A 19,844-nucleotide genomic window follows, 5' to 3' on the forward strand; every position below is an offset into this window, starting at 1 on the left:
GGTCAGTCCAGGTAGGCGTTGTCGAGGTTGAGGTACATGTATTTGTTGAGCGTCGGCCCGTGGAGTCTCTTCGACGCCACCTGCACCGCGTCCTCGATGGCGAGGTCGATGATGAACGCCTGGTCGAGGAGGAGGTCGGAGACGTGGCGGTAGAGGGCGTTCGCCTCGGCGCCGTCGGCCCTCTTGTGCCGCCAGGCGGCGTGGACGGCCTCGGTGTACGGCTGGGAGCGGTAGTGCGAGGTGTTCTTGGCCTCGTTGAAGGGGTAGGCGCTGATGGCCAGGGTCGAGGGGTGGACCTGCGCGAAGGAGTGGCTGTTGATCCACAGCGTGGGCATCGTGCCGGAGATCAGCTGCTTCTGGAACACGGCCGGGTCGGTGGGTTCCAGTTCGGTCTTGATGCCGACCTGCTTCAGGTCGTTCTGCACGATCTCGGCGATGGTGGTGTGCACCGAGGTGGTGGGGTGGCCCAGCGGCAGGGTCTGCTTCGTGGACACCCCGGAGGATTTCAGCAGTTCACGGGCGCTGGCCGGGTTGTGGGTGTAGTGGGTGCGGGTGGCCTCGCTGTGCGCGGGTGAGGACCGGGGCCAGGGCGCCGCCGAGGCGAGGCCGTAGCCGCCGAGCGCCTGCGCCACGATCCGGTCCCGGTCCACCGCCCAGGCGATGGCCTGCCGGAAGGTCTTGTTGTCGGCCGGTGCCTTGGTGACGCTGGCGCCGATGTACATGGCGCCGGTGCCGGTGTCGTATCGCTTGACGCTGAAGCTCGCACCGACCTTCAGCGTGGCCAGGTACTTGCCCGACACGTGGTACGACAGCTGCGCCTGGCCCGAGCGCAGCGCGGACAGCAGGGCGTCCGGCTGGGTGTAGAGGCGGAGTTCGACGGCGTCGAGGTAGGGACGGTTCGGCATCCAGTACGTGTCGTTGCGTACGAGGCTCAGGCCCACCCCCGGTTTCCGGCTGACGAACTTGAAGGGGCCGGTGCCGTTGAGCTTCCGGCCCGCCAGGGTGTCCTCGATCGTGTGCCGGTCCGCGATGATCATGAATTCGAAGAGGTCGAAGAGGTTGCTCACCGGGTGGGCGAGTCTCAGCACCAGCTCATGGTCGCCGCGCTTCTCGAAGCCGGTCACCGCCTTGGCGGTCGCGGCGAATTGGGAGGAGCGCTCCGGCACACGCAGGTTCTTGACCGCGAAGATGACGTCGTCCGCGGTGAAGGGGCGGCCGTCGTGGTACGTGACGTCGTCGCGCAGGGTGAGCGTGATGCTGCGGCCGTCGGCGGCGTACTGCCACGAGGTGGCCAGCTCCGGCTGGGGCCGCAGCCGTTCGTCGTAGCGGATCAGGGTGTTGTAGATCAGCCGGTTCTGCAGCGACTGGTCGGCCTGGGTGAACAGCAGGGAGGGCTCGAAGTCCTCGTTGACCGCGACCGTGAGCGTCCCGCCGCGCTTGGGTCCGCCCGCCGACCCGCCGACCGTGGAGACGGCCGAACGGCAGCCGGTCAGCGCGCCACCCGCCCCGAGCAGCAGGGCCCCGGCACCGGCGGCCCGCAGGGCGGTGCGCCGGGGCAGCGGGTCCGGGGGCGGGAGGGGAGGTGTGCGCATGAGGGAAGACCTATTTCTTTTCGCTTCGGCAGGAAGTAATCGGGGGCGCGCACGCGGATCCCGGGGCGCGGCCGACGGCCGGGGGGAGGTGACGCGCTGCGAGGTGTTCCGCTGTGAGGTGTTCAGGACGTCCGCCGGACGCGGAGTCAGGCTGGATCAGCGGTGACTCGGTGGCGGATCAGCGGTGCGCTATCGGCGGGCAGCACAGATCGCGCTGGCCTGTCGACACAGATCGACATGGCAGCGGGAGACGAGGCGCAGGTCCGGGGGCACGCGCAGCAGAATGTCAGCGGTCCCGCACGGTGGTCAACAACCGTTCGGGCAGGGCGGCTTGACGGTCCTACGGGAGTATTGCGGCCGTATTGCGGCAAGCTTGCAGCGGGCTTGTGAGCAGCGGATTCAGTACGACGGTGGCCGCCGCCACGAGAAGCGCCGCCGGTCCAGCATGTGGGACCACGATCCGCTCGGGGTCGTCGCAGACGTGTGCGTGCGCGACCGCGGCCGTCCGGATCTCATCGAGGTAGGCGGGCTGGAGTGTGCTCGACCGCTCGGTGACCACCACCAGATCGGGGCCCAGCACATCGAGGAGCAGTCCCGTGGCCCGGCCCACCGCCCGTGCTCGCTCCCGCAGCAGTGCGTCGGCACGCCGCTCCCCCGCTGCCGCCGCGTCCACGAGCAGTGCGGCGTCGGGCTCGGGAATCAGCCCGCCCGCCACCGCGCGCCGGGCGAGGACGGTGTCGGAGACGGTCGCCTCCAGGCAGCCGGTGCGGCCGCACGGACAGGGCGCCGTGCTGTCCGGCACCGGCAGGTGCGCCACATCCCCGGCGCCCGACCTGGGCCCGCTGTGCACGACGCCCGCGATGGCGAGCGCCGCGTCCACCACGTTGCCGACGAACAGGTGCACCAGGGAGCGCCGTGCCGCAGGCCGCCCGAACAGCAGCTCGGAGCGGGCGACGGCGCGGGCGTGATTGTCGACCCGGACGGGCAGCCCGGTGTGCCGCTGTAGGTCCGCTCCCAGCGGGTAGTGGTCCCAGCCGAGCGCCTCATGCCGTACGACGGTGCCGTGCGCCGGGTCCACCCAGCCGCCGATGGCCGCGCCCACGCCGAGGAGCCTGGCGCCGTCCGGCCGGTGTTCCGCGAGGAACGCGGCCAGCGCCCGGCCGAGGCGTGTCCGCAGCTCGGCGGCGGGTATCCCGTCGTGCGGGAAGTCCTGCCGGGCCACCACCGTGCCACGCAGATCCGTCAGGCCGAAGCTGGACCCGGGGACGCCGATGTGCACGCCCGCGACGAGTGGCCCGCCCGCGTCGCCGGTGTGCAGGTCCACCGGGATCTGCGGTCGGCCCACACCGCTCGCGGCGACCAGCTCGGGCACCTCGCGCACCAGGCCGAGCCGGGTCAGATCGGTGCACTGCCGGGACACGGCCGCCGGGCTCAGCCCGGCCAGCCGGGCGATGCCACTGCGGGCCACCGGGCCGTGGTCGAGTACGGCGCGCAGCACCGAGGCGGCGTTCGCCTCCCGGCGGCCGTCGCCAGAGGTACGGGTACCCGGGGGCGGGCTGGTGGGCATGGGGGTCCTCCTGGTGGATGCGGTGACGCGCTCCCAACATGCCGTGCGCGGTGGTGTTCTGGCGACTGGGGGCAGGCCCGGGTGTCAGGCGTGTTGCAAGGTCGTGAAGCCGACCCGGGATGCCTTGACCGGCCATCAGCACGATGTCCAAGCTCGTGGACGTGACCGCGATGAATCTCCGCGTTCCGCGGCCTTGTGCGGGCCGGGGACGCCCCGCCGCCCGCGCCGGGTGTGCGTGTCGCTGACCGCGCGACACCCTCCCTCACCCCATTTTCTGCGGGCCCACCCCGTGTCATCCGCGCGTTTCACCTGCGCGGATTTCCTTCCGCTCCGACAGCAACGAACCCGGCACCCGCCCCGGCGAAGGGACCTCCACCATGACGCTCACCGCACCCGCCGCGACCGCTACCAACCTCACCGTCGAGAAGGTCGGCGGCCGCCTGGGGGCCGTGATCTCCGGAGTGCGGCTCGGCGGCGACCTGGACGAGGCCACCGTGGCCGCGATCCGGGCCGCCGCGCTCCAGCACAAGGTCGTCTTCTTCCGCGACCAGCACCACCTCGACGCCGAGAGCCACGAGGCGTTCGGCAGGCTCCTCGGCGAGCCCGTCGCGCACCCCACCGTGCCGTCCGCCGATGGCCGTTACGCGTTCCCCATCGACAACGAGCACGGCGGGCGGGCCAACCAGTGGCACACGGACGTCACGTTCGTGCCCGCCTATCCGGCGTTCTCCATCCTGCGCGCCGAGGTCATCCCGCCGTACGGCGGCAACACCCTCTGGTCCAACACCGCCGCCGCCTACGCCAACCTCCCCGAGCCGCTGCGGGTGCTGGCCGACAGCCTGCGCGGGGTGCACACCAACGACTACGACTACGCCGCCTCACGCCCCGACGCACCGGCTGCGGCGCTGAAGCAGCACCTCACGGTGTTCACCGCGATCAAGTTCCAGACCGAGCACCCGGTGGTGCGGGTCCACCCCGAGACCGGCGAACGCACCTTGGTCCTGGGCAACTTCATTCAGAAACTCACCGGCTTCAACGGCCGCGACTCGCGCGCCCTCATCGAAATCCTCCAGTCGCACATCGAACGTCCGGAGAACACCCTGCGCTGGCAGTGGCGCGCCGGTGACGTCGCCATCTGGGACAACCGCGCCACCCAGCACTACGGCGTCGACGACTCCGACGCCCATGAGCGCACCCTGCGCCGCGTCACCATCGACGGCGATGTGCCGGTCGGTGTGGACGGCCGCCGCTCGGTGCTGCTGGCACCGGAGTCGGTACCCGAGCCCGCCCACGGAATCGCCTCGGGCGCCTCCACCGACGGGGTGGTCGCGCAGGCCTGATCGGGCGATCGCGCGCGGCGGACCGGTGATGTGTCGTCACCGGTCCGCCGCGCGCTCATCAGGTGCCTCGTCGGCCTACTTGGACTCGACGCGCCCGAGCGGGCTGGTGTCCGCCGTCAGCGCGTCAACCGCCGTCTTCCACGCGGAATCCCCGGGGTACAGCTCGCTGCGGAGGTAGGCCCAGGTGAGCCGCTGGACGGCGGACACGCGCTCCGGGTTCTCGTCCGTGGTCTCGGCGACGTCATATCCGGCGATCCCGCCGAGCCCGTGCTCCGCGTCGAACAGGGTGAGCAGGGACTTGGGGCCCGGGGCGAGGGTGTACGGATCGGTGTGCCAGTCCGGGCCCATGTCCGTCAGATGGGCGGAGGCGTCCTTGTCTCCGGCGACCACGAGTGCGGGTGTCGTCATCGCGGAGAAGTCCGTGGTCAGGAAGAACGGCATGGTCTCGGCCACGGACGGGGTGAGGGCGTCGCCGCCCCGGCCGGGCGCGGTGAGCAGGACCCCCGCCGTGATGCGGGGCTCGGCCAGGTTCACTTCGCGGCCGTCGTCAGGGTCGGTGAGCCGGGCGCCGAGCAGCAGGCTCGCGGTGTGCCCGCCCATCGAGTGCCCGGCCACGGCGACCTTGCCGTGGTCCAGCCGCCCGCTCAGCTGCGGGACGGCCGCCTCGATCGCGTCGAGCTGGTCCAGGACGCGCGTCATGTCCTCGGCCCGTGAGCGCCAGAACAGGGGCGCGCCGGGGGTGTCGGGGTCGAGCTTCAGCGACCTGGAGCTGAGGTGGGTGGGCTGGATGACGACGAAGCCGTGCGCGGCCCAGAAGTTGGCGAGGGGCGCGTAGCCGTTGAGCGAGGAGAGGTGGTTCGAGTAGCCCTGGCCGTGCGAGAGGAGGAGGACCGGCAGGTCGCTCCCGGTCACGGGCGCCGAGACGCGCATCGCCAGGTCCACGGCCCGGTCGGGGGCGGGCAGCACGACCGGGGCGACCGACAGGACGGGCGCGGGCGAGCTGAACGGGGCGTCGGTGTAGGGCAGTTCACTCATGATGCGGGTTTCCTTCCAGAACAGAAAGCACCTGCGCTTCGACCGCGATCGAAAGCGGAGCGCCGTTCCGGTTAACATACGGAGCAGCGTTCCGTTTCGTCAACGGTCCTCGGGCATGCGCCACGAGAGGGGAAGGGAGGGGCGCCGCCGCGCATCGGGGGCGCCGGGCGGTCGCGTCTGATTTACCGTCGGCCACGTCGGCAAACCCCGGACGGGCCACGATCATCTTATCGAGTTAATACCGACAGTTACCTGAGGCCGACTGGACGTACCGGCGGCTACTGTTCCCCGGGTCTGGACGGATTCCCGGACGTTTGTCCCCCTCCCTTCCTCTTTTCCGGTGACGCGCACGCGCGCGGGGCCACCGCCCTTACGAAGGAGAGCTCGCCCGATGACTGTTGGTACCAGCCCGGAAGCCCCTCAGGAGCCGACTCGGCAGTCCAGCCTGAGCACGGCGGCCGCCCGCAACCTTGCCACCACGACCAAGTCCGCGCCGCAGATGCAGGGGATCACCTCCCGCTGGCTGCTGCGGTCGCTCCCCTGGGTCGAGGTCAAGGGCGGCACCTACCGGGTGAACCGTCGGCTGAGTTACACCGTTGGCGACGGGCGCGTGGAGTTCGTCCAGGACGGTGGCACCGTCCGGGTGATCCCCCGCGAACTCGGCGAACTGGCCCTGCTGCGCGGCTTCGAGGACGTGGAGGTGCTGACGGCCATCGCCGACCGGTGCGTCCAGCGCGACTTCCGCGCCGGGGAGACGCTGGTCGAACGCGGGACGCCCGCAGAGCAGTTCCACATGATCGCCCACGGCCGCGTCAGCCGGACCACCGTCGGCAAGTACGGTGACGAGGTCGCCGTCGCCGTACTCGCCGATGGCGACCGCTTCGGTGAGGACGCCCTGCTGGACGCGGACGCCACATGGGACGCCACCGCCACCGCCGAGACCTTCGGCACCCTGCTCACCCTGTCCCGCGCCGACTTCAGCGCCGTGCTCTCCTCGGCGCCAAGCCTCCAGGCCCACGTCCAGGAGTTCCGCTCGCGCCTCGGCCAGCGGCAGAACCATCGCGGCGAGGCCGAGATCGCCATGTCGGCCGGTCACACCGGCGAACCCGCGCTGCCCGGCACGTTCGTCGACTACGAGCTGAAGCCGCGCGAGTACGAACTCTCCGTGGCGCAGACCGTGCTGCGCATCCACACGCGGGTCGCCGACCTCTACAACGAGCCGATGGACCAGACCGAGGAGCAGCTGAGGCTCGTCATCGAGGCGCTGCGCGAGCGCCAGGAGCACGAGCTGGTCAACAACCGGGAGTTCGGTCTGCTCCACAACGCCGACTTCAAGCAGCGCATTCAGACCCACTCCGGTCCGCCCACCCCGGACGACCTCGACGAGCTGCTCTGCCGCCGCCGCGGGTCCAAGTTCTTCCTCGCCCACCCCCGGACGATCGCGGCGATCGGGCGCGAGTTCAACTCCCGGGGGCTCTATCCGACCCATGTCGACCTCGGTGGGCAGCAGGTCCCGGCCTGGCGCGGTGTCCCGATCCTGCCCTGCAACAAGATCCCCATCTCCAAGGAGAACACCAGCTCGGTCCTGGTGATGCGCACCGGCGAGGACAACCAGGGTGTCATCGGCCTGCGTCAGACCGGTCTGCCGGAGGAGTTCGAACCGGGCCTGTCGGTGCGGTTCATGGGCATCGACGAGAAGGCGATCATCTCGTACCTCGTCAGCGCCTACTACTCCGCCGCCATCCTGGTGCCGGACGCCCTCGGCGTGCTGGAGAACGTGCAGATCGCCCGCAGCCGCGACTAGCGGTCCGTCCGGGACAGCCACCCACCCCACCGAGGAGTCTTGGATGCCCGCGCCCGAGTTTTCCCCTCCGACATCCCTGCCCGGCCTGGGACGGATCCCGCACGGCCCCAGCGGTCTGGGTACGGCAAGCCTCCACCCGGCCCGGCGCGAGTCCGCACCGCCGGAACCCACGCCGGAGGCTCCAGCGGAGGGCACCCCGATCCCGGGCCTCTACTACCACCCGGTGCCGGAGCCCGACCCCGGGCGGGTGGAGGAGGTCAGCCGCAGGATCAAGGCCTGGGCACTGGATGAAGTCGACCTGTACCCCGAGGACTGGGAGGACCAGTTCGACGGCTTCTCCGTGGGGCGCTACATGGTCGCCTGCCATCCCGACGCGCCCACCGTCGACCACATCATGCTCGCCACCCGCCTGATGGTCGCCGAGAACGCGGTGGACGACTGCTACTGCGAGGACCACGGAGGCTCGCCCATCGGCCTCGGCGGACGTCTTCTGCTGGCGCACACCGCCCTCGATCCGCTGCACACGGCGAAGGAGTACGAGCCGCAGTGGGCGCGGTCGCTCCATTCGGACGCGCCCCGGCGCGCCTACCGCTCGGCCATGGAGTACTTCTGCCGCGAGGCCAGCGCCTCCCAGGCCGACCGGTTCCGGCACGACATGGCCCGGCTGCACATGGGATACCTCGCCGAGGCCGCCTGGGCCGAGACGGACCACGTTCCCGAGGTGTGGGAGTACCTGGCGATGCGCCAGTTCAACAACTTCCGCCCCTGCCCCACCATCACCGACTCCGTCGGCGGTTACGAACTCCCGGCCGACCTGCACGCCCAGCCCGCCATGCAGCGGGTCATCGCGCTCGCCGGGAACGCCACCACCATCGTGAACGACCTGTACTCGTACACCAAGGAACTCGCCAGCCCCGGCCGTCACCTGAACCTGCCGGTGGTGATCGCCGAGCGTGAGGGCCTCTCCGAGCGCGAGGCCTATCTGAAGGCGATCGAGGTCCACAACGACCTCATGCACGACTTCGAGGCCGAGGCCGCGGCGCTGGCCGCCGCCTGTCCCGTGCCCACCGTGGCCCGCTTTCTGCGGGGCGTGGCCGTGTGGGTCGACGGCAACCACTACTGGCACCAGACCAATACCTACCGCTACAGCCTGCCCGACTTCTGGTAGAGAGAATGGACTTATTCATGACCAGCACCGAGTTCACCGCCGACGTCGCCACCTCCGCCGGTGCCTCCGTGTTCATCCCCAACCCGGTGACGCCCTACCAGGGGGACATCGCCCGCTACTGGGATCGCGAGGCCAGGCCCGTGAACCTGCGTCTCGGCGATGTCGACGGCCTGTATCACCACCATTACGGCATCGGCGACGTCGACCACGCCGCCCTCGGCGACCCGGGCGAGAGCACGTACGAGAAGAAGCTGATCGCCGAGCTGCACCGCCTGGAGTCGGCGCAGGCCGAACTCCTCCTGGACCACCTCGGCCCCATTGAGCGCGACGACACGCTCGTGGACGCGGGATGCGGTCGCGGCGGCTCGATGGTCATGGCCCACCAGCGCTTCGGCTGTACGGTGCGGGGCGTCACGCTGTCGGCCAAGCAGGCCGACTTCGCCAATCGGCGGGCCCGCGAACTCGGCATCGAGGACCATGTCAGCGCCCGTGTCTGCAACATGCTCGGTACGCCCTTCGAGACCGGGCAGGCCGCGGCCTCGTGGAACAACGAGTCGAGCATGTACGTCGACCTGCACGACCTCTTCGCCGAGCACTCCCGCATCCTCAAGGTCGGCGGCCGCTACGTGACCATCACCGGCTGCTGGAACCCGCGTTATGGCCAGCCCTCGAAGTGGGTCTCCCAGATCAACGCGCACTTCGAGTGCAACATCCACTCCCGCCGGGAGTACCTGCGCGCGATGGCCGACAACCGCCTCGTACCGCAGGCCGTCGTCGACCTCACGCCCGCGACGCTGCCCTACTGGGAGCTGCGGGCCACGTCCTCCCTGGTCACCGGCATCGAGGAGGCGTTCATCAACTCCTACAAGGACGGCTCCTTCCAGTACGTCCTGATCGCGGCCGACCGCGTCTGACCGTCTGCTCGCACGACAGGGCCGGTCCCGTCCTCGGACGGGACCGGCCCTGTCGTCAGTGGCGTGTGGTGGTCTTGCGGTAGCCGAAGGGGCCGGGGAGGTCCATCGACGTCGTCCTGCGGCCGGTGGAGGAGTAGGTGCGCTTGGCGTCGCCCTTTCCGAGGGTGACGGAGACCGACTTGCGGTTGATGTTGAGCCGGACGCCGGGAAATATGCGGAAGCTCTTGCGGAAGGTGACGGGCACGGGAACTCCTTTCCTCTGTCCTCGGCTTCTCGCGTTCCCCGCTCGCGGGCGGATACGCGGTCCGGGCTCGTGGAGACGCTGGGGGGACAGCGGGGTGACGGTCGCGTCACGCCCGTGCTGGCACGCTTCACCGGGAAGAACGTGCTGTGGGAGGGGTTCCGACCGATGCCACCGCCCAAAGCCCTCGCGCCGCGGCCAAAGTCGTCGAAGACGGCTTCCGCCCCGGTGCGGCAGCGTCCGGAAGCACGCGACCCCGGCCCCGCGCGAACCCCGCTCCCCGCGTCCAACGCGGCCGTGTCGGCGGCGCTGGCCGCCGGGCGCGGACCGGCGCCGCTTCCGCCCGCGTCGGCCGCACAGCCGAGCGCCGGGCAGGACACGGTCGGCAATGGCGCGGTCGCGGCGGCCGCGGCCTCCGGGGGCGGGGCTGAGGTGGCGGCGCGTCCCGGACCGGAGGCGGATCCGAAGTTCGCGGCGCTGAAGCAGGACGTACGGCGCAAGAAGCGCTCGGTGGCGACGTCGCACCCGCCTCCCAAGACCGAGGCGACGGCGGCGCAGGACGCGGCCCTGCCGCCCAAGGACGACGAAGAGGCGCAGGGCAAGACCGCCAACGCCGAGAAGATGAACGAGGCCAAGCCGAAGGAGTTCGACAAGGAAGCGTTCATCAGGGCGGTCGAGAAGGCGATCGCCGAGAAGGCGCCGAAGAATCTTGACGAGGCGGACAAGTTCGCCGACTCCGGCAAGGCCGATGAGGTGCGGGCCGAGGTACAGGACCAGGTCGGCGAGGGCAAGACGGACTCGGCCGAGCAGATCGCCACGACGACCGCGGCGCCGCCGGACACCTCGGCGGCGGTGCCCAAGAAGGTCGTACCGCTGGCCGCCGACCGGCCGCCCGGCACTCCGGGGACGCCGAATCCCGCGAGCGCCGTACCGGATAAGCTGCCGCCGTCGGCCACCGACATGTCCGCGGGGCCTGCCCAGGTCGACCAGCGGATGGCGGACGCGCAGGTCACCGAGGCGCAGCTGAAGAAGTCCAACGAGCCCACGTTCGGCAAGGCACTGGGCGAGAAGAAGGCCGCCGAACGGCATTCCGCGGCGGCCCCGAAGCAGCTGCGCAAGCATGAGGCGGGCGAGCTGCACGCCTCCACCGCGCGGGCGAAGCGGCTCGGCGCCGCGGCCATGGGCGCGATGGGCGCGCACCGGGTGCGCACCGGGCAGCAGGTCGGCGCGGGCAAGTCCGGGGCCAAGGGCCGGGACGAGGACAAGCGGGCCCAGGTCACGGCCACACTGCAGGGCGTCTTCGACACGATGAAGAAGGACGTCGAGTCCATCCTCGACGGACTCGACAAGCGGGTAGACGACCAGTTCGGCAGGGATGAGAAGGCGGCCCGGGACGACTTCACCGCCGAACACAAGCGGAAGATGGACGAGTACAAGAGCAGGCGGTACTCGGGTGCGACGGGCAAACTGCGCTGGATGCGGGACCTGTTCGCGGGGCTGCCCGCGGAGGCCGACAAGATCTTCGAGGAGGCCCGCGACAACTACGTCCGCCGGATGCGGCAGGTGATCTCCGACGTCGCCGACACCATCGGCGGGGAGCTGAACCGGGCGAAGCGGCGCATCGCGGACGGCCGGACGGAGCTGCAGGCCGCGGTACAGGCGCTCCCGGCCGATCTGCGGTCCATCGGCCGGGAGGCGGCCGCCGAGTTCACCGACAAGTTCGACGAACTCACGCAGTCCGTGGACGACAAGGGCACCCAGCTCGTCGACACGCTGGCCACCAAGTACACCGATGCGCTCAAGTCGGTCGACGACGAGATCGCCGCGGAGAAGGAGAAGAACAAGGGCCTGGTGGACAAGGCCGTGAGCGCGGTCAAGGCCGTCATCAACACCATCCTGGAGCTGAAGCGGCTGCTGCTGTCGGTGCTCGCCAAGGCCGCGCAGGCGGTGATGCTGATCCTCAAGGACCCGATCGGCTTCCTGCGCAATCTGGTGTCGGCCGTCGGGGCGGGTCTGCGGCAGTTCCTGGCGAACATCGGCCGCCATCTGCAACAGGGCATCTTGTCGTGGCTGTTGGGCAAGACGGCCGAGGCGGGCATCGAGGTGCCGTCGAAGTTCGACGCCCAGGGCGTCCTGAAGATGCTCGGCTCCGTACTCGGGCTGACGTGGCAGAACATCCGCGCCCGGATCGTCCGCAAGGTCCCCAAGATGGAACCGGCGGTCACGGCGGCCGAGACCTCGGTGCCACTGGTCGCAGAGACCCGCAAGCGGGGCGTCGCGGGGATGTGGGACGACCTCAAGACGCGCGTGGGCGATCTGAAGAAGGGGCTGCTCGACAAGGTCATCGCGTATGTGACGCCCACGATCATCCAGGCCGGGATCATGTGGGTGCTCTCGCTGCTCAACCCCGCGTCGGCGTTCATCCGGGCGGTGAAGCTGATCATCGACTTCGTGCGCTTCATCGTCACCCAGGCACGCCAGATCTTCGAGTTCGTGAACGCCGTGCTGGACGCGGTCATCGCCATCGCCAGAGGCGGCAGCGGCGGCGTGCCGGGGCTGATCGAACGCGCCCTGGCCCGCTCCATCCCGGTCCTGCTGGGCGTCCTGGCGGCGGTCCTGGGCGTGGGCGGGATCGCCTCCCGCGTGAAGCAGATCGTCCAGGCGATGTCCAAGCCGGTCAGCCGGGCCGTGGACTGGGTGATCGACAAGATCGTGGGCCTGGTGAAGAAGCTCTGGGCCAAGATCAAGCCGAAGTTCACCAAGAAGAAGCCGAAGCCCAAACCGAAGCGGAAGCCGGACCGGAAGCGGCCGGGCAGGCCACGCAGGCGAAGGCGTCCGGACCAGCGGCGCCGTCCGGACCGGAGGAAGGGTCCGAGGAAGGACCGGCGGAAGGACCGCACGAAGAAGCGGCCCACGAAGGACACGCAGCGCGCCCTGGACGCCGCCGTGCGCGAGGCGACGCGCCTGCTCGGCGAGGAAGGGGCCACCGAGGAGTCGGTACGGGAGGGGCTTCCGGCCATCAAGCGGCGCCATCGCCTCACCCGGATCGAGCTGAAGAAGAAGGGCTCCGACAGCTTCTCCGTGATGGTGACCATCAACCCCTCGAAGAGCACGTCGTACAAGGAGCTCTTCCCGTATCGGATCGACCGGGCGCAGGGGAAGTTCCCCATCAAGCGCCATCCGTTCGCGGTCGTTCAGCTCCAGCCGATCGACCAGCCCATGGAGGGGAACGACCGCTGGATCGGCTTCGTCGTCAACATGGCCGCCATCCCCGCCGAGATCACGAAGAACCCCAAGGTCGCGACCCGCTATCTCGACGAGGCGTGGCGGGGTACGGGGGCGCTGCACGCCCAGGACATGGCGGCGGCTCGGACGGCCGTCGTCATCGGCATCAACTCCTTCGAACGGCTCAACCCGCAGGAGGGCGACCCCATCCGAGGTGCCATCGGCAGCGTCGGCCGCAAGCCCGAGCTGCTGATGGCGGTGTTCGGCTTCGTCTGGACCCCCAGGTGGGTCAAGGGCAAGCGGAAGCGCAAGGTCGACATCGAGGAGGTCCGCGCGGCCTACCAGCAGCTCGAAGGGTCCAACAAACGACGGGCCGAGGCCAACGAGAAGGGCCTGCGCGACAAGGGTTCGCTCCCCTACGGCGTCTTCCGCGACGAGGTGATCCGCTCCGAGTACACCAGGTCCGCGGTGAACATCCTCAAGGATGTGAACCAGCAGGTCCATATCGTGAGCCAGGACGCCGACACGGGTGTCGCCGCGATCAGCGGGGTGGGGGTGCTGCGAGCGTACGAGAAGGTGCTCAGCGAAATGGAGTCCCACCCGCTGCTCACGATCGGCGGCTACCACTTCAACGACTTCGACTGGGGCCGGAAGGCCGACCGCCGCGCCAAGCAACTGACGCGGCTCGCGAACGAGTTGGACCGGGCCATCCGGGTCGGCATCGCCAGGAAGTATCCGCAGATGCTCTACCCGACCGAGCCGAACATGCTCATCAAGGCGTGGGACCGGCAGGAGGGCAGCGTCGGCGGGATCTTCCAGGACGCCCGGGGCCGCGCCCTGCTGGAGGTCCAGGGCCTGCTCTTCGGGGTGCGCGGTGCCGAGGGCCGCGCGATGAAGATCGCACTCATGAAGGCGTTCGGCAGCGACTTCTCCGTGGCGTACGCGCCGGAGGCGAGCACCGGCACGAGCCCGCTCCCCGGCGACGAGGCCCGTGGCCTCACTGTCACCCCGCTGGCCGCCCGCCGCGCCGAGCAGGGCAGGATGCGGGTGCGCGGCGGCGAGGAGGTGCTGCGCACCGCCCACCGGATGTACGCACTCATCATCCAGTCGCAGTCGAATGCCAGCGCCCGTACCCTGGCCAGGGAGTTCACCCGCGCCACCGCGGGGCTGGACGAGACAGCCCAGCGCCTCCTGCAGAACAAGATCTTCTCCCATGTCGAGGACACCGCCATGCTGATGGCCGACAACCCGAGACTGACGGCCGACAGCCGGGCCGTCAGGGCGCTGAAGGCCCGGCTCCATGCCGAGGTAGAGGCTCTGAACAGGCTCCAGGCGGTGGCAGAGGACCCCAATTTCAAGCAGGCGGTCGACACGGCGCATGAGACGACCCAGGAGATCATCTCGGCGATGACCGCTCCCCAGCTCGCCAAGCTCTGGAAGAACATCAGCCGGGCGCTGGACGCCGTCACGAAGAAGCCGTCCGCACGAGGCGGCAGGCGAGGAGGCCGGTGATGACCCCGGGAGATCCGCGATGACGGATGACGTCGACCGGCTGCGCGCCGAAGCGACACGCGAGGACTACGCGTCGATGGCCCGGCTGGCGCTGGCGCTGTACGGGACAGGGCTCGGCCCGCGTGAGGTGCTGCGCGAGTGCTATGGCGTCGCGTTCCCCGAGGAGATCTTCGTCCTCGCGGAAGGCGGGCTGTGGCGGCTGCGTCTGCTGGCGCTCTTCACCAACCAGCCCTGGCAACTGGCCGTGCCGCCCGGCCGGGGCGGTCCGACGGCTGAGCCCGACGGCATGGTCGACACCGAACTGCGGCTCCTGGCCCAGGACTCGGATCTGATGCCGCTGGTCCGCGTGCCCGCCGCCGATCCCGGCAGGGAAGACCGGATCGTCTGCTACCGGATGGACGAGCTGCGGGCGGGCCGTTCCACGGTCTTCCGCCTCTTCGAGTCCTCCGATGCCGGGGACGCCCTGGGCTGTGGCGGGTCCCTGCTGGAGGTCCTGCACGCCGAGCACGCCACGTCCGTACGCCGGTTGGAGAAGGAACTGCGCTCCCCCTCGAACTGGGGCGCCGGTTCGGTGGACGACGACGAGGTGGACCGGGCGTACGCGTCGCTGGAACGGGTCGAGGAGTTGCAGCGGCAGGTCGCCGGGCGCGTGGCCGGGGGTCAGGAGGGCTGAGGGGGTTTCGGTTTCGGCGCCACCACCGCCACCACGACCGGCGGGTGCGGGACGGCGTTCGCCTGGGCCGCCACGGCCGCGTTGCCCACCTGGTTCTGGCCCACCGCCAGGAGGCGGTCGAGCGGGGTCGCCGGCTGCGGCGCGGCAGGAGTGGGGGCCGGGGTCTGGTGGGTGGCGGCCGCGGTTTCCGGGGTTCGGGCCGGTGGGATCGGGGCCACCAGGCGGTGCAGGGAGAGCGGAGGTTCGGTGGGCAGCATCGGCGGTCACCCCTGGGTCGCGTCGTCGAGGAAGTGGGCGTGGGGGCCCAGTTCGGCCGGGCGGAGCAGGCGGGCCTCGCGCTGGAACTGGCGTGTCACGCCGCGGACGATATCGCGCATCCCGATCGTAGCGCTGTCGCCGTCCGCCGCGGAGAGCGCGGCGGTGCGGGCCGCCGCGGTGATGCCCGCGCCGGTCATGTCGAGGCGCGCCAGGGCGTCTAGGTCCACGTCGGGGGCGAGCGGGGCCTCCGGGGGGAAGGCGATGCGCCACAGCCTGCGGCGTTCGGCGGCGGCCGGGCGGGGGAAGTGGACGACGAAGTGGAAGCGGCGGGTGAACGCCGGGTCGATGTTGTCCTTGAGGTTGCTGGTGAGGATCACCAGTCCGTCGCTGGCCTCCAGGCGTTGCAGGAGGTAGCCGACTTCCAGGTTGGCGTACCGGTCGGTGCCGTGCTTGACCTCGCCGCGCTTGCCGAACAGGGCGTCGGCCTCGTCGAAGAGCAGCACCGCCTGGCTCTCCTCGGCCTGCCGGAAGGCGGTCTCCATGTTCTTCTCCGTCTCCCCCACCCATTTGGAGACGACCTGGGCGAGGTCCACTTTGAGGAGTTCCAGGCCCAGCATGCCGGTGACGATCTCGGCGGACATGGTCTTGCCGGTGCCGGGCTCTCCGGTGAAGAGCGCTTTTACCCCGCCGTGTCCCGAGCGGCGGGCGAAGCCCCAGCTCTCGGAGATCCGGGGCCAGGCACGGAAGGCCGAGGCGATCTCCAGGATCTGGCGGAACTGGACGTCGGGCAGGACCAGGTCATCGACGGTGCGGCGGGGCACGATGGAGTGGACGGCGCTGCCGCTGCGCCCCCGGGTCACGGTGGCGATGGCGGGTTCGACATGGTCGGCGACCGGCTCCGGGTGTCCGTTGCCCGCCAGCCGGGCCCCGGCGTCCGCGACGGAGGCGACGGCGCGCAGCTCGCCGCCGCTCATCCGGTACCGGACGGCGAGGTCTTCGAGGAGCGGCCCGTCCAGGTCCGGGAGCGCGGCCGACCACATGGCCCGGCGGTCGGTGAACTCCGGTGTGGGGACGGTGAGTTCGGCGTAGGCGCGGGCGGCGAGCAGGCCTGCGGGGCGCCACGGCTTCAGGCCGGTCAGGCACACCGGTACGCGTGAGCGCGGCAGCGCGGCGGAGATCGCGTCGACGTGCGGCCGTTGCTGCTCGCCGTGGAGGTCGTCGGTGGGGATCCACAGCACCGCGCCCAGCGCGGCGGCCGTCCGCAGGTCGGCCTCGGGGTCGGCGGTCAGGGTCCGCAGCGGGGCTCCGGCGGCCCGGGCCAGGGCCTGGACGGCGTCGAGCTGGCCGCCCGGCGGGCAGCCCCACAGCCCGGCCAGGTCGATGTCGCCAGAGCCGAGCGCGCGGCCCAGCCGGATGAGCCGGTCCGAGGACAGATGCGGGGACAGGACGCGCGGTTCGGGCGGCGCGACATCGCCGGGGTCGTGGCCGAGCAGTCCGACGTCGCCGCCCCAGCCCAGCAGGAAGTCCAGCACCCCGGGGCCGAGGACCAGTTCCTGGGCCAGCTCGACCGGGGCCTCGCCGTGGGCGCGCAGCAGACCGTACCGGCGCAGGGGCCCGGCCGGTCCGAGGGAGCGGCGCAGGGCGAGGCGGGCGGGCGCGCTGTCGGCGCCGGTGCCCGCGCCCACGGTCACCAGCAGTTCGACGCTGGGGAGGCGGCGGTTGAGGTTGTCCACGATGTAGGCGTAGATCCGCTCGTAGCCCCGGTCCAGTTCGGGCGCGGCGACCAACAGCAGCGCGTCCTGCTCGGCGCGGGTGAGGCCGAACCGGGTGGCGAGGGCGTCCAGCGGCAGCGTGGTGCCCTCGGCGGACGCGCGCCGCCGCAGGTCACGTTCGGGCTCCGGCTCCTGCCGCCGGGGGGCGTACGGCGCGGCCATGGCATCGGAGAAGGCGTGCACTTCGCCGAGGAGGACGCCGACCTGTTCGTCGGTGACGCAGTACGGGGTGAGGTCCGGCCGGGTGAGCCGGGCCGCCAGCTGTGCCTGCCGTTCGACGGCGGCGTGCAGGGCCCTGTGTGTGTCGGCCAGCCGCATGCGCAGGTGTTCGACCGCTGGTTCGCCCATGTGCCTCACCCGGCCGAGAAGGTCAGGGTCCGGCCGCCCAGCCAGACCACGTCGGGTACGTCGGCGAGCAGGCCGCCGCGCAGGAGGTCCGTGTGGCGCCGTCCCATCGGTACGCGGACCCGGACGGCCTCGGACTCGAATCGCACGGTGGCCTCCAGGTCGGCGAAGCGGCGCAGGGCCAGCAGTGGATCGGGGGTCTCGCGGTCGCGCCAGAGCGTCCAGGCGATCGTGGCCAGGCCGAGGGCTGCGGCCAGGGTGACGGTGCGTTCCAGGCCTCGGTCCGGCGCGAGCGGTACCGCCCGGCGCTCGGTGACCAGGGCGGTGGCCAGGTCCGCGAACCGCTCGGCGTGGGCGGGCAGTTCGGCGGCGTGACGCAGGTCCGGGGTGACGCCTGACGCAGTCCACAGCGGGGTGCGCCAGGGCAGCCGCGCCACCGGATCGCCGCGCAGCGGCCGTACGCCGGTAAGGAACGGTACGCCTCCCGTGGCCAGGTCGCGCAGGGTGCCGGGCGGCAGGGGGCCGTCGCAGAGCAGTACGGTCGGCCGCCCGGACGCCTGCCAGTACGGCAGCAGCCCGGTGGCGTCCGTGGCCCAGGCGATGGGGAACATGCCCTGGGCGTCGATCAGGAGCAGCGCGTCGTCGGCGCCGGTGATCAGGAGCGGATCGGCGGGGTCGTGGCCACGGCACACCGAGAGCGCCAGGACGCCGTCGAGGACCGGGAGCGCGGGGCGCACCTGGCGGGCGAAGGCGGTCAGCTGTTCCTCGGCGACGGGTGGGTGGAGACCGGCGAAGGCGGCCGCCGCCTCGCCGTCCCGCTCGGTGCGGCGCCAGCCGCGCGCGGTCGGACCCAGCACCTTGTACGCGAGGGCCGCCGCGAACAGCGGTGCGTCCTCGGCAAGTTCGAGACCTGCCAGGGCGGGCCCGATCGCGTCGAGGTATCCGATGCGGCCCAGGGGCCCGGCGAGGAGGAACGGCAGCGCGGAGCACACCCGTACCTCGCCGGTGGTGCGCGGCACCATCGGTGTGGCGCGCGCCGCCTTGGGTTCCACCGCTCTGGTGTCGCCGTCTGTGGTGGTGGGTGGCGGATCAGTGGTGCGGTCCGGAGGGGGTGGCTGCTGGGTGGAGGGGCCGGGTGTGGCGGCCAGGGTGCGGGCCAGCCGTAGCGTCTCGTCGGGGGTTGCCGACGCCACGTAGGCGGCGAGGGCCCGGGGCAGGTCGGCGGCGTCGGTGCCCACGGCCGCGAAGGCGGTGCGCAGCGGCTCGGGCAGCGCTTCGGCGGTCCCGGTGGCGAGGGTCCGTACGACGAGTTCGGCGAGCAGCCGGGCGGCCGTCGCGTCGTCGGCGCCGAGGAGGGCGGGCAGATACGCCCGTACGGACGCGTCGGGCAACAGCGCGAGCAGCGCGTCCAGTTCGCCGCGCTCGGCGAGTTCGGCGAAGAGCGCGGCGGCACTCGGTGCGGTCGGCGGGACGGGGGCCGCCGCGAAGGATTCCTCCAACGACACACGGTCCAGGTCTGTGTCGGGCGCGTCGGCGGGGATCTCCACCATCGGCACGGGAGCGAAGTGGACCTCGACGGGCGGTCCGCCGCTCGTGACCTGGCCGGTGCTGCCCGTCCGGCCCGGCCGGACGGTGACGGTCAGCGGTTCGGTGATCTCCACGTCCGGTCCGTCCGTCCCCAGCCGCTCGGCGAAGTGGTCCGCCAGCAGCTCGGGGAGGGAGTCCACTACGTGGCGGACGAGGCCGCGTGGATCGGGCCCCCAGCTCCACCCACCGCGCCGGACCACGGTCACGGTGCAGCGGTGCACCGTGATCTCACCGGGACCTCCGGTCTCGCCGGTGTCCGGCGCGGTGGGGGCGCTCATGTCACCTTCTCCATGGTCAGGTGGCCCGCCCAGCCCGCGGCGAGCACCAGCACACCGTGGACATCGCCCGCGACGAGGGTCACCGGCAGTTTCACCTGGGTCTGCTGAGCGGGGATCTCCCCGGCCAGCACATGGGTGTTCTGCTCGTCGGACACCAGGGCGACCACGGGCGTCGGGCGGGCCACGGCGACCTTCACGGTGAGGGTGAGCCCGTCCGTGGCCAGCGCGATGTCGTCGGGCCACGACGCGAGGCGCACCAGCGCCGGTTTGGGTTTGCCGTCGGTGGTCACCTCGACGCCAAAGGCCAACGGCTCGGCGAGGGCGCCCGGTTCGTCGTCCACGGCCGCCACGGCCAGTTCCCTGGCGCTCAGCGGAAGGGTCGCGATACGGCCGTCGCCCAGGGCGACCCGCAGCGGCAGCCCGGCCCCGACGAGGTCGGCCGCCTCGGGCAAGGCGGCGGTGGCGGTGCCGGTCAGGGCCAGCGCGCCCACGACATGGCCGGTGTCGGCCGCGTACACCACGGTAAGAGCCAT

Annotated in this window: 14 protein-coding genes and 1 pseudogene; 6 read left to right on the plus strand and 9 right to left on the minus strand. The window is 71.2% G+C overall.

Translation table 11 applies throughout. The features are described 5' to 3' along the window. Positions 1 to 2: 2 nt before the first annotated feature. The 3 genes from ACWC5C_RS13585 to ACWC5C_RS13595 form a co-directional block, all read right to left on the minus strand. The gene (locus tag ACWC5C_RS13585) at positions 3 to 1,592 is read right to left on the minus strand and encodes an ABC transporter substrate-binding protein (RefSeq protein WP_450875577.1); all 1,590 of its coding nucleotides are present in this window, start codon (positions 1,590 to 1,592) and stop codon (positions 3 to 5) included. Between the two features lie 189 nt (positions 1,593 to 1,781). Next, complete coding sequence (locus ACWC5C_RS13590; protein WP_385448628.1) at positions 1,782 to 1,865, minus strand: putative leader peptide; 84 nt, start codon at positions 1,863 to 1,865, stop codon at positions 1,782 to 1,784. A gap of 67 nt (positions 1,866 to 1,932) precedes the next feature. After that, positions 1,933 to 3,159 (minus strand): ROK family protein, encoded by a 1,227-nt coding sequence (locus ACWC5C_RS13595; protein WP_450875578.1) that lies wholly within the window; start codon positions 3,157 to 3,159, stop codon positions 1,933 to 1,935. Between the two features lie 377 nt (positions 3,160 to 3,536). Here ACWC5C_RS13595 and ACWC5C_RS13600 point away from each other — a divergent pair, with 377 nt between their 5' ends. Further along, entirely contained in the window at positions 3,537 to 4,499 is a 963-nt protein-coding gene (locus tag ACWC5C_RS13600) for a TauD/TfdA dioxygenase family protein (protein WP_450875579.1), read from the plus strand. Between the two features lie 75 nt (positions 4,500 to 4,574). Here ACWC5C_RS13600 and ACWC5C_RS13605 read toward each other — a convergent pair whose 3' ends face one another. Beyond that, the gene (locus ACWC5C_RS13605) at positions 4,575 to 5,534 is read right to left on the minus strand and encodes an alpha/beta hydrolase family protein (protein WP_450875580.1); all 960 of its coding nucleotides are present in this window, start codon (positions 5,532 to 5,534) and stop codon (positions 4,575 to 4,577) included. 499 nt (positions 5,535 to 6,033) lie between these two features. Between ACWC5C_RS13605 and ACWC5C_RS13610 the strand changes: the two are divergent. From ACWC5C_RS13610 to ACWC5C_RS13620, 3 genes and pseudogenes are all read left to right on the plus strand, one after another. Then, positions 6,034 to 7,266: pseudogene (locus ACWC5C_RS13610) on the plus strand (family 2B encapsulin nanocompartment shell protein); the annotation flags it as partial. After that, a complete protein-coding gene (locus ACWC5C_RS13615; RefSeq protein ID WP_450875581.1) occupies positions 7,151 to 8,506 on the plus strand; it encodes a family 2 encapsulin nanocompartment cargo protein terpene cyclase in 1,356 nt (451 codons plus the stop codon). The pseudogene ACWC5C_RS13610 and the gene ACWC5C_RS13615, both read left to right, overlap by 116 nt. Before the next feature lie 17 nt (positions 8,507 to 8,523). After that, on the plus strand, positions 8,524 to 9,420 hold the full coding sequence (locus tag ACWC5C_RS13620) for a geranyl diphosphate 2-C-methyltransferase (RefSeq protein WP_450875582.1): 897 nt from the start codon (positions 8,524 to 8,526) through the stop codon (positions 9,418 to 9,420). 55 nt (positions 9,421 to 9,475) lie between these two features. On the opposite strand, the gene ACWC5C_RS13625 is transcribed toward ACWC5C_RS13620, so the two are convergent. Continuing rightward, positions 9,476 to 9,664 (minus strand): DUF4236 domain-containing protein, encoded by a 189-nt coding sequence (locus ACWC5C_RS13625; protein ID WP_450875583.1) that lies wholly within the window; start codon positions 9,662 to 9,664, stop codon positions 9,476 to 9,478. 165 nt (positions 9,665 to 9,829) lie between these two features. On the opposite strand from ACWC5C_RS13625, the gene ACWC5C_RS13630 reads away from it, so the two are divergent. Next, complete coding sequence (locus tag ACWC5C_RS13630) at positions 9,830 to 14,398, plus strand: phage tail protein (protein WP_450875584.1); 4,569 nt, start codon at positions 9,830 to 9,832, stop codon at positions 14,396 to 14,398. Positions 14,399 to 14,417: 19 nt separating this feature from the next. Then, positions 14,418 to 15,071, plus strand: coding sequence for a hypothetical protein (locus ACWC5C_RS13635; protein WP_450875585.1), 654 nt, complete (start codon positions 14,418 to 14,420; stop codon positions 15,069 to 15,071). Here the strand turns inward: ACWC5C_RS13635 and ACWC5C_RS13640 are convergent. Genes ACWC5C_RS13640 through ACWC5C_RS13655 form a run of 4 tightly spaced genes read right to left on the minus strand, consistent with a single transcriptional unit; the run spans position 15,059 to position 19,844 of the window. Beyond that, complete coding sequence (locus ACWC5C_RS13640) at positions 15,059 to 15,328, minus strand: hypothetical protein (protein WP_450875586.1); 270 nt, start codon at positions 15,326 to 15,328, stop codon at positions 15,059 to 15,061. The genes ACWC5C_RS13635 and ACWC5C_RS13640 overlap by 13 nt on opposite strands. 6 nt (positions 15,329 to 15,334) lie before the next feature. Beyond that, the gene (locus tag ACWC5C_RS13645; RefSeq protein ID WP_450875587.1) at positions 15,335 to 17,449 is read right to left on the minus strand and encodes an ATP-binding protein; all 2,115 of its coding nucleotides are present in this window, start codon (positions 17,447 to 17,449) and stop codon (positions 15,335 to 15,337) included. 5 nt (positions 17,450 to 17,454) lie between these two features. Beyond that, positions 17,455 to 19,311, minus strand: coding sequence for a hypothetical protein (locus ACWC5C_RS13650; RefSeq protein ID WP_450875588.1), 1,857 nt, complete (start codon positions 19,309 to 19,311; stop codon positions 17,455 to 17,457). Further along, entirely contained in the window at positions 19,308 to 19,844 is a 537-nt protein-coding gene (locus tag ACWC5C_RS13655) for a hypothetical protein (protein ID WP_450875589.1), read from the minus strand. Before ACWC5C_RS13655 ends, ACWC5C_RS13650 begins: the two co-directional genes overlap by 4 nt.

The sequence above is a fragment of the Streptomyces sp. NPDC001700 genome (assembly GCF_053596435.1).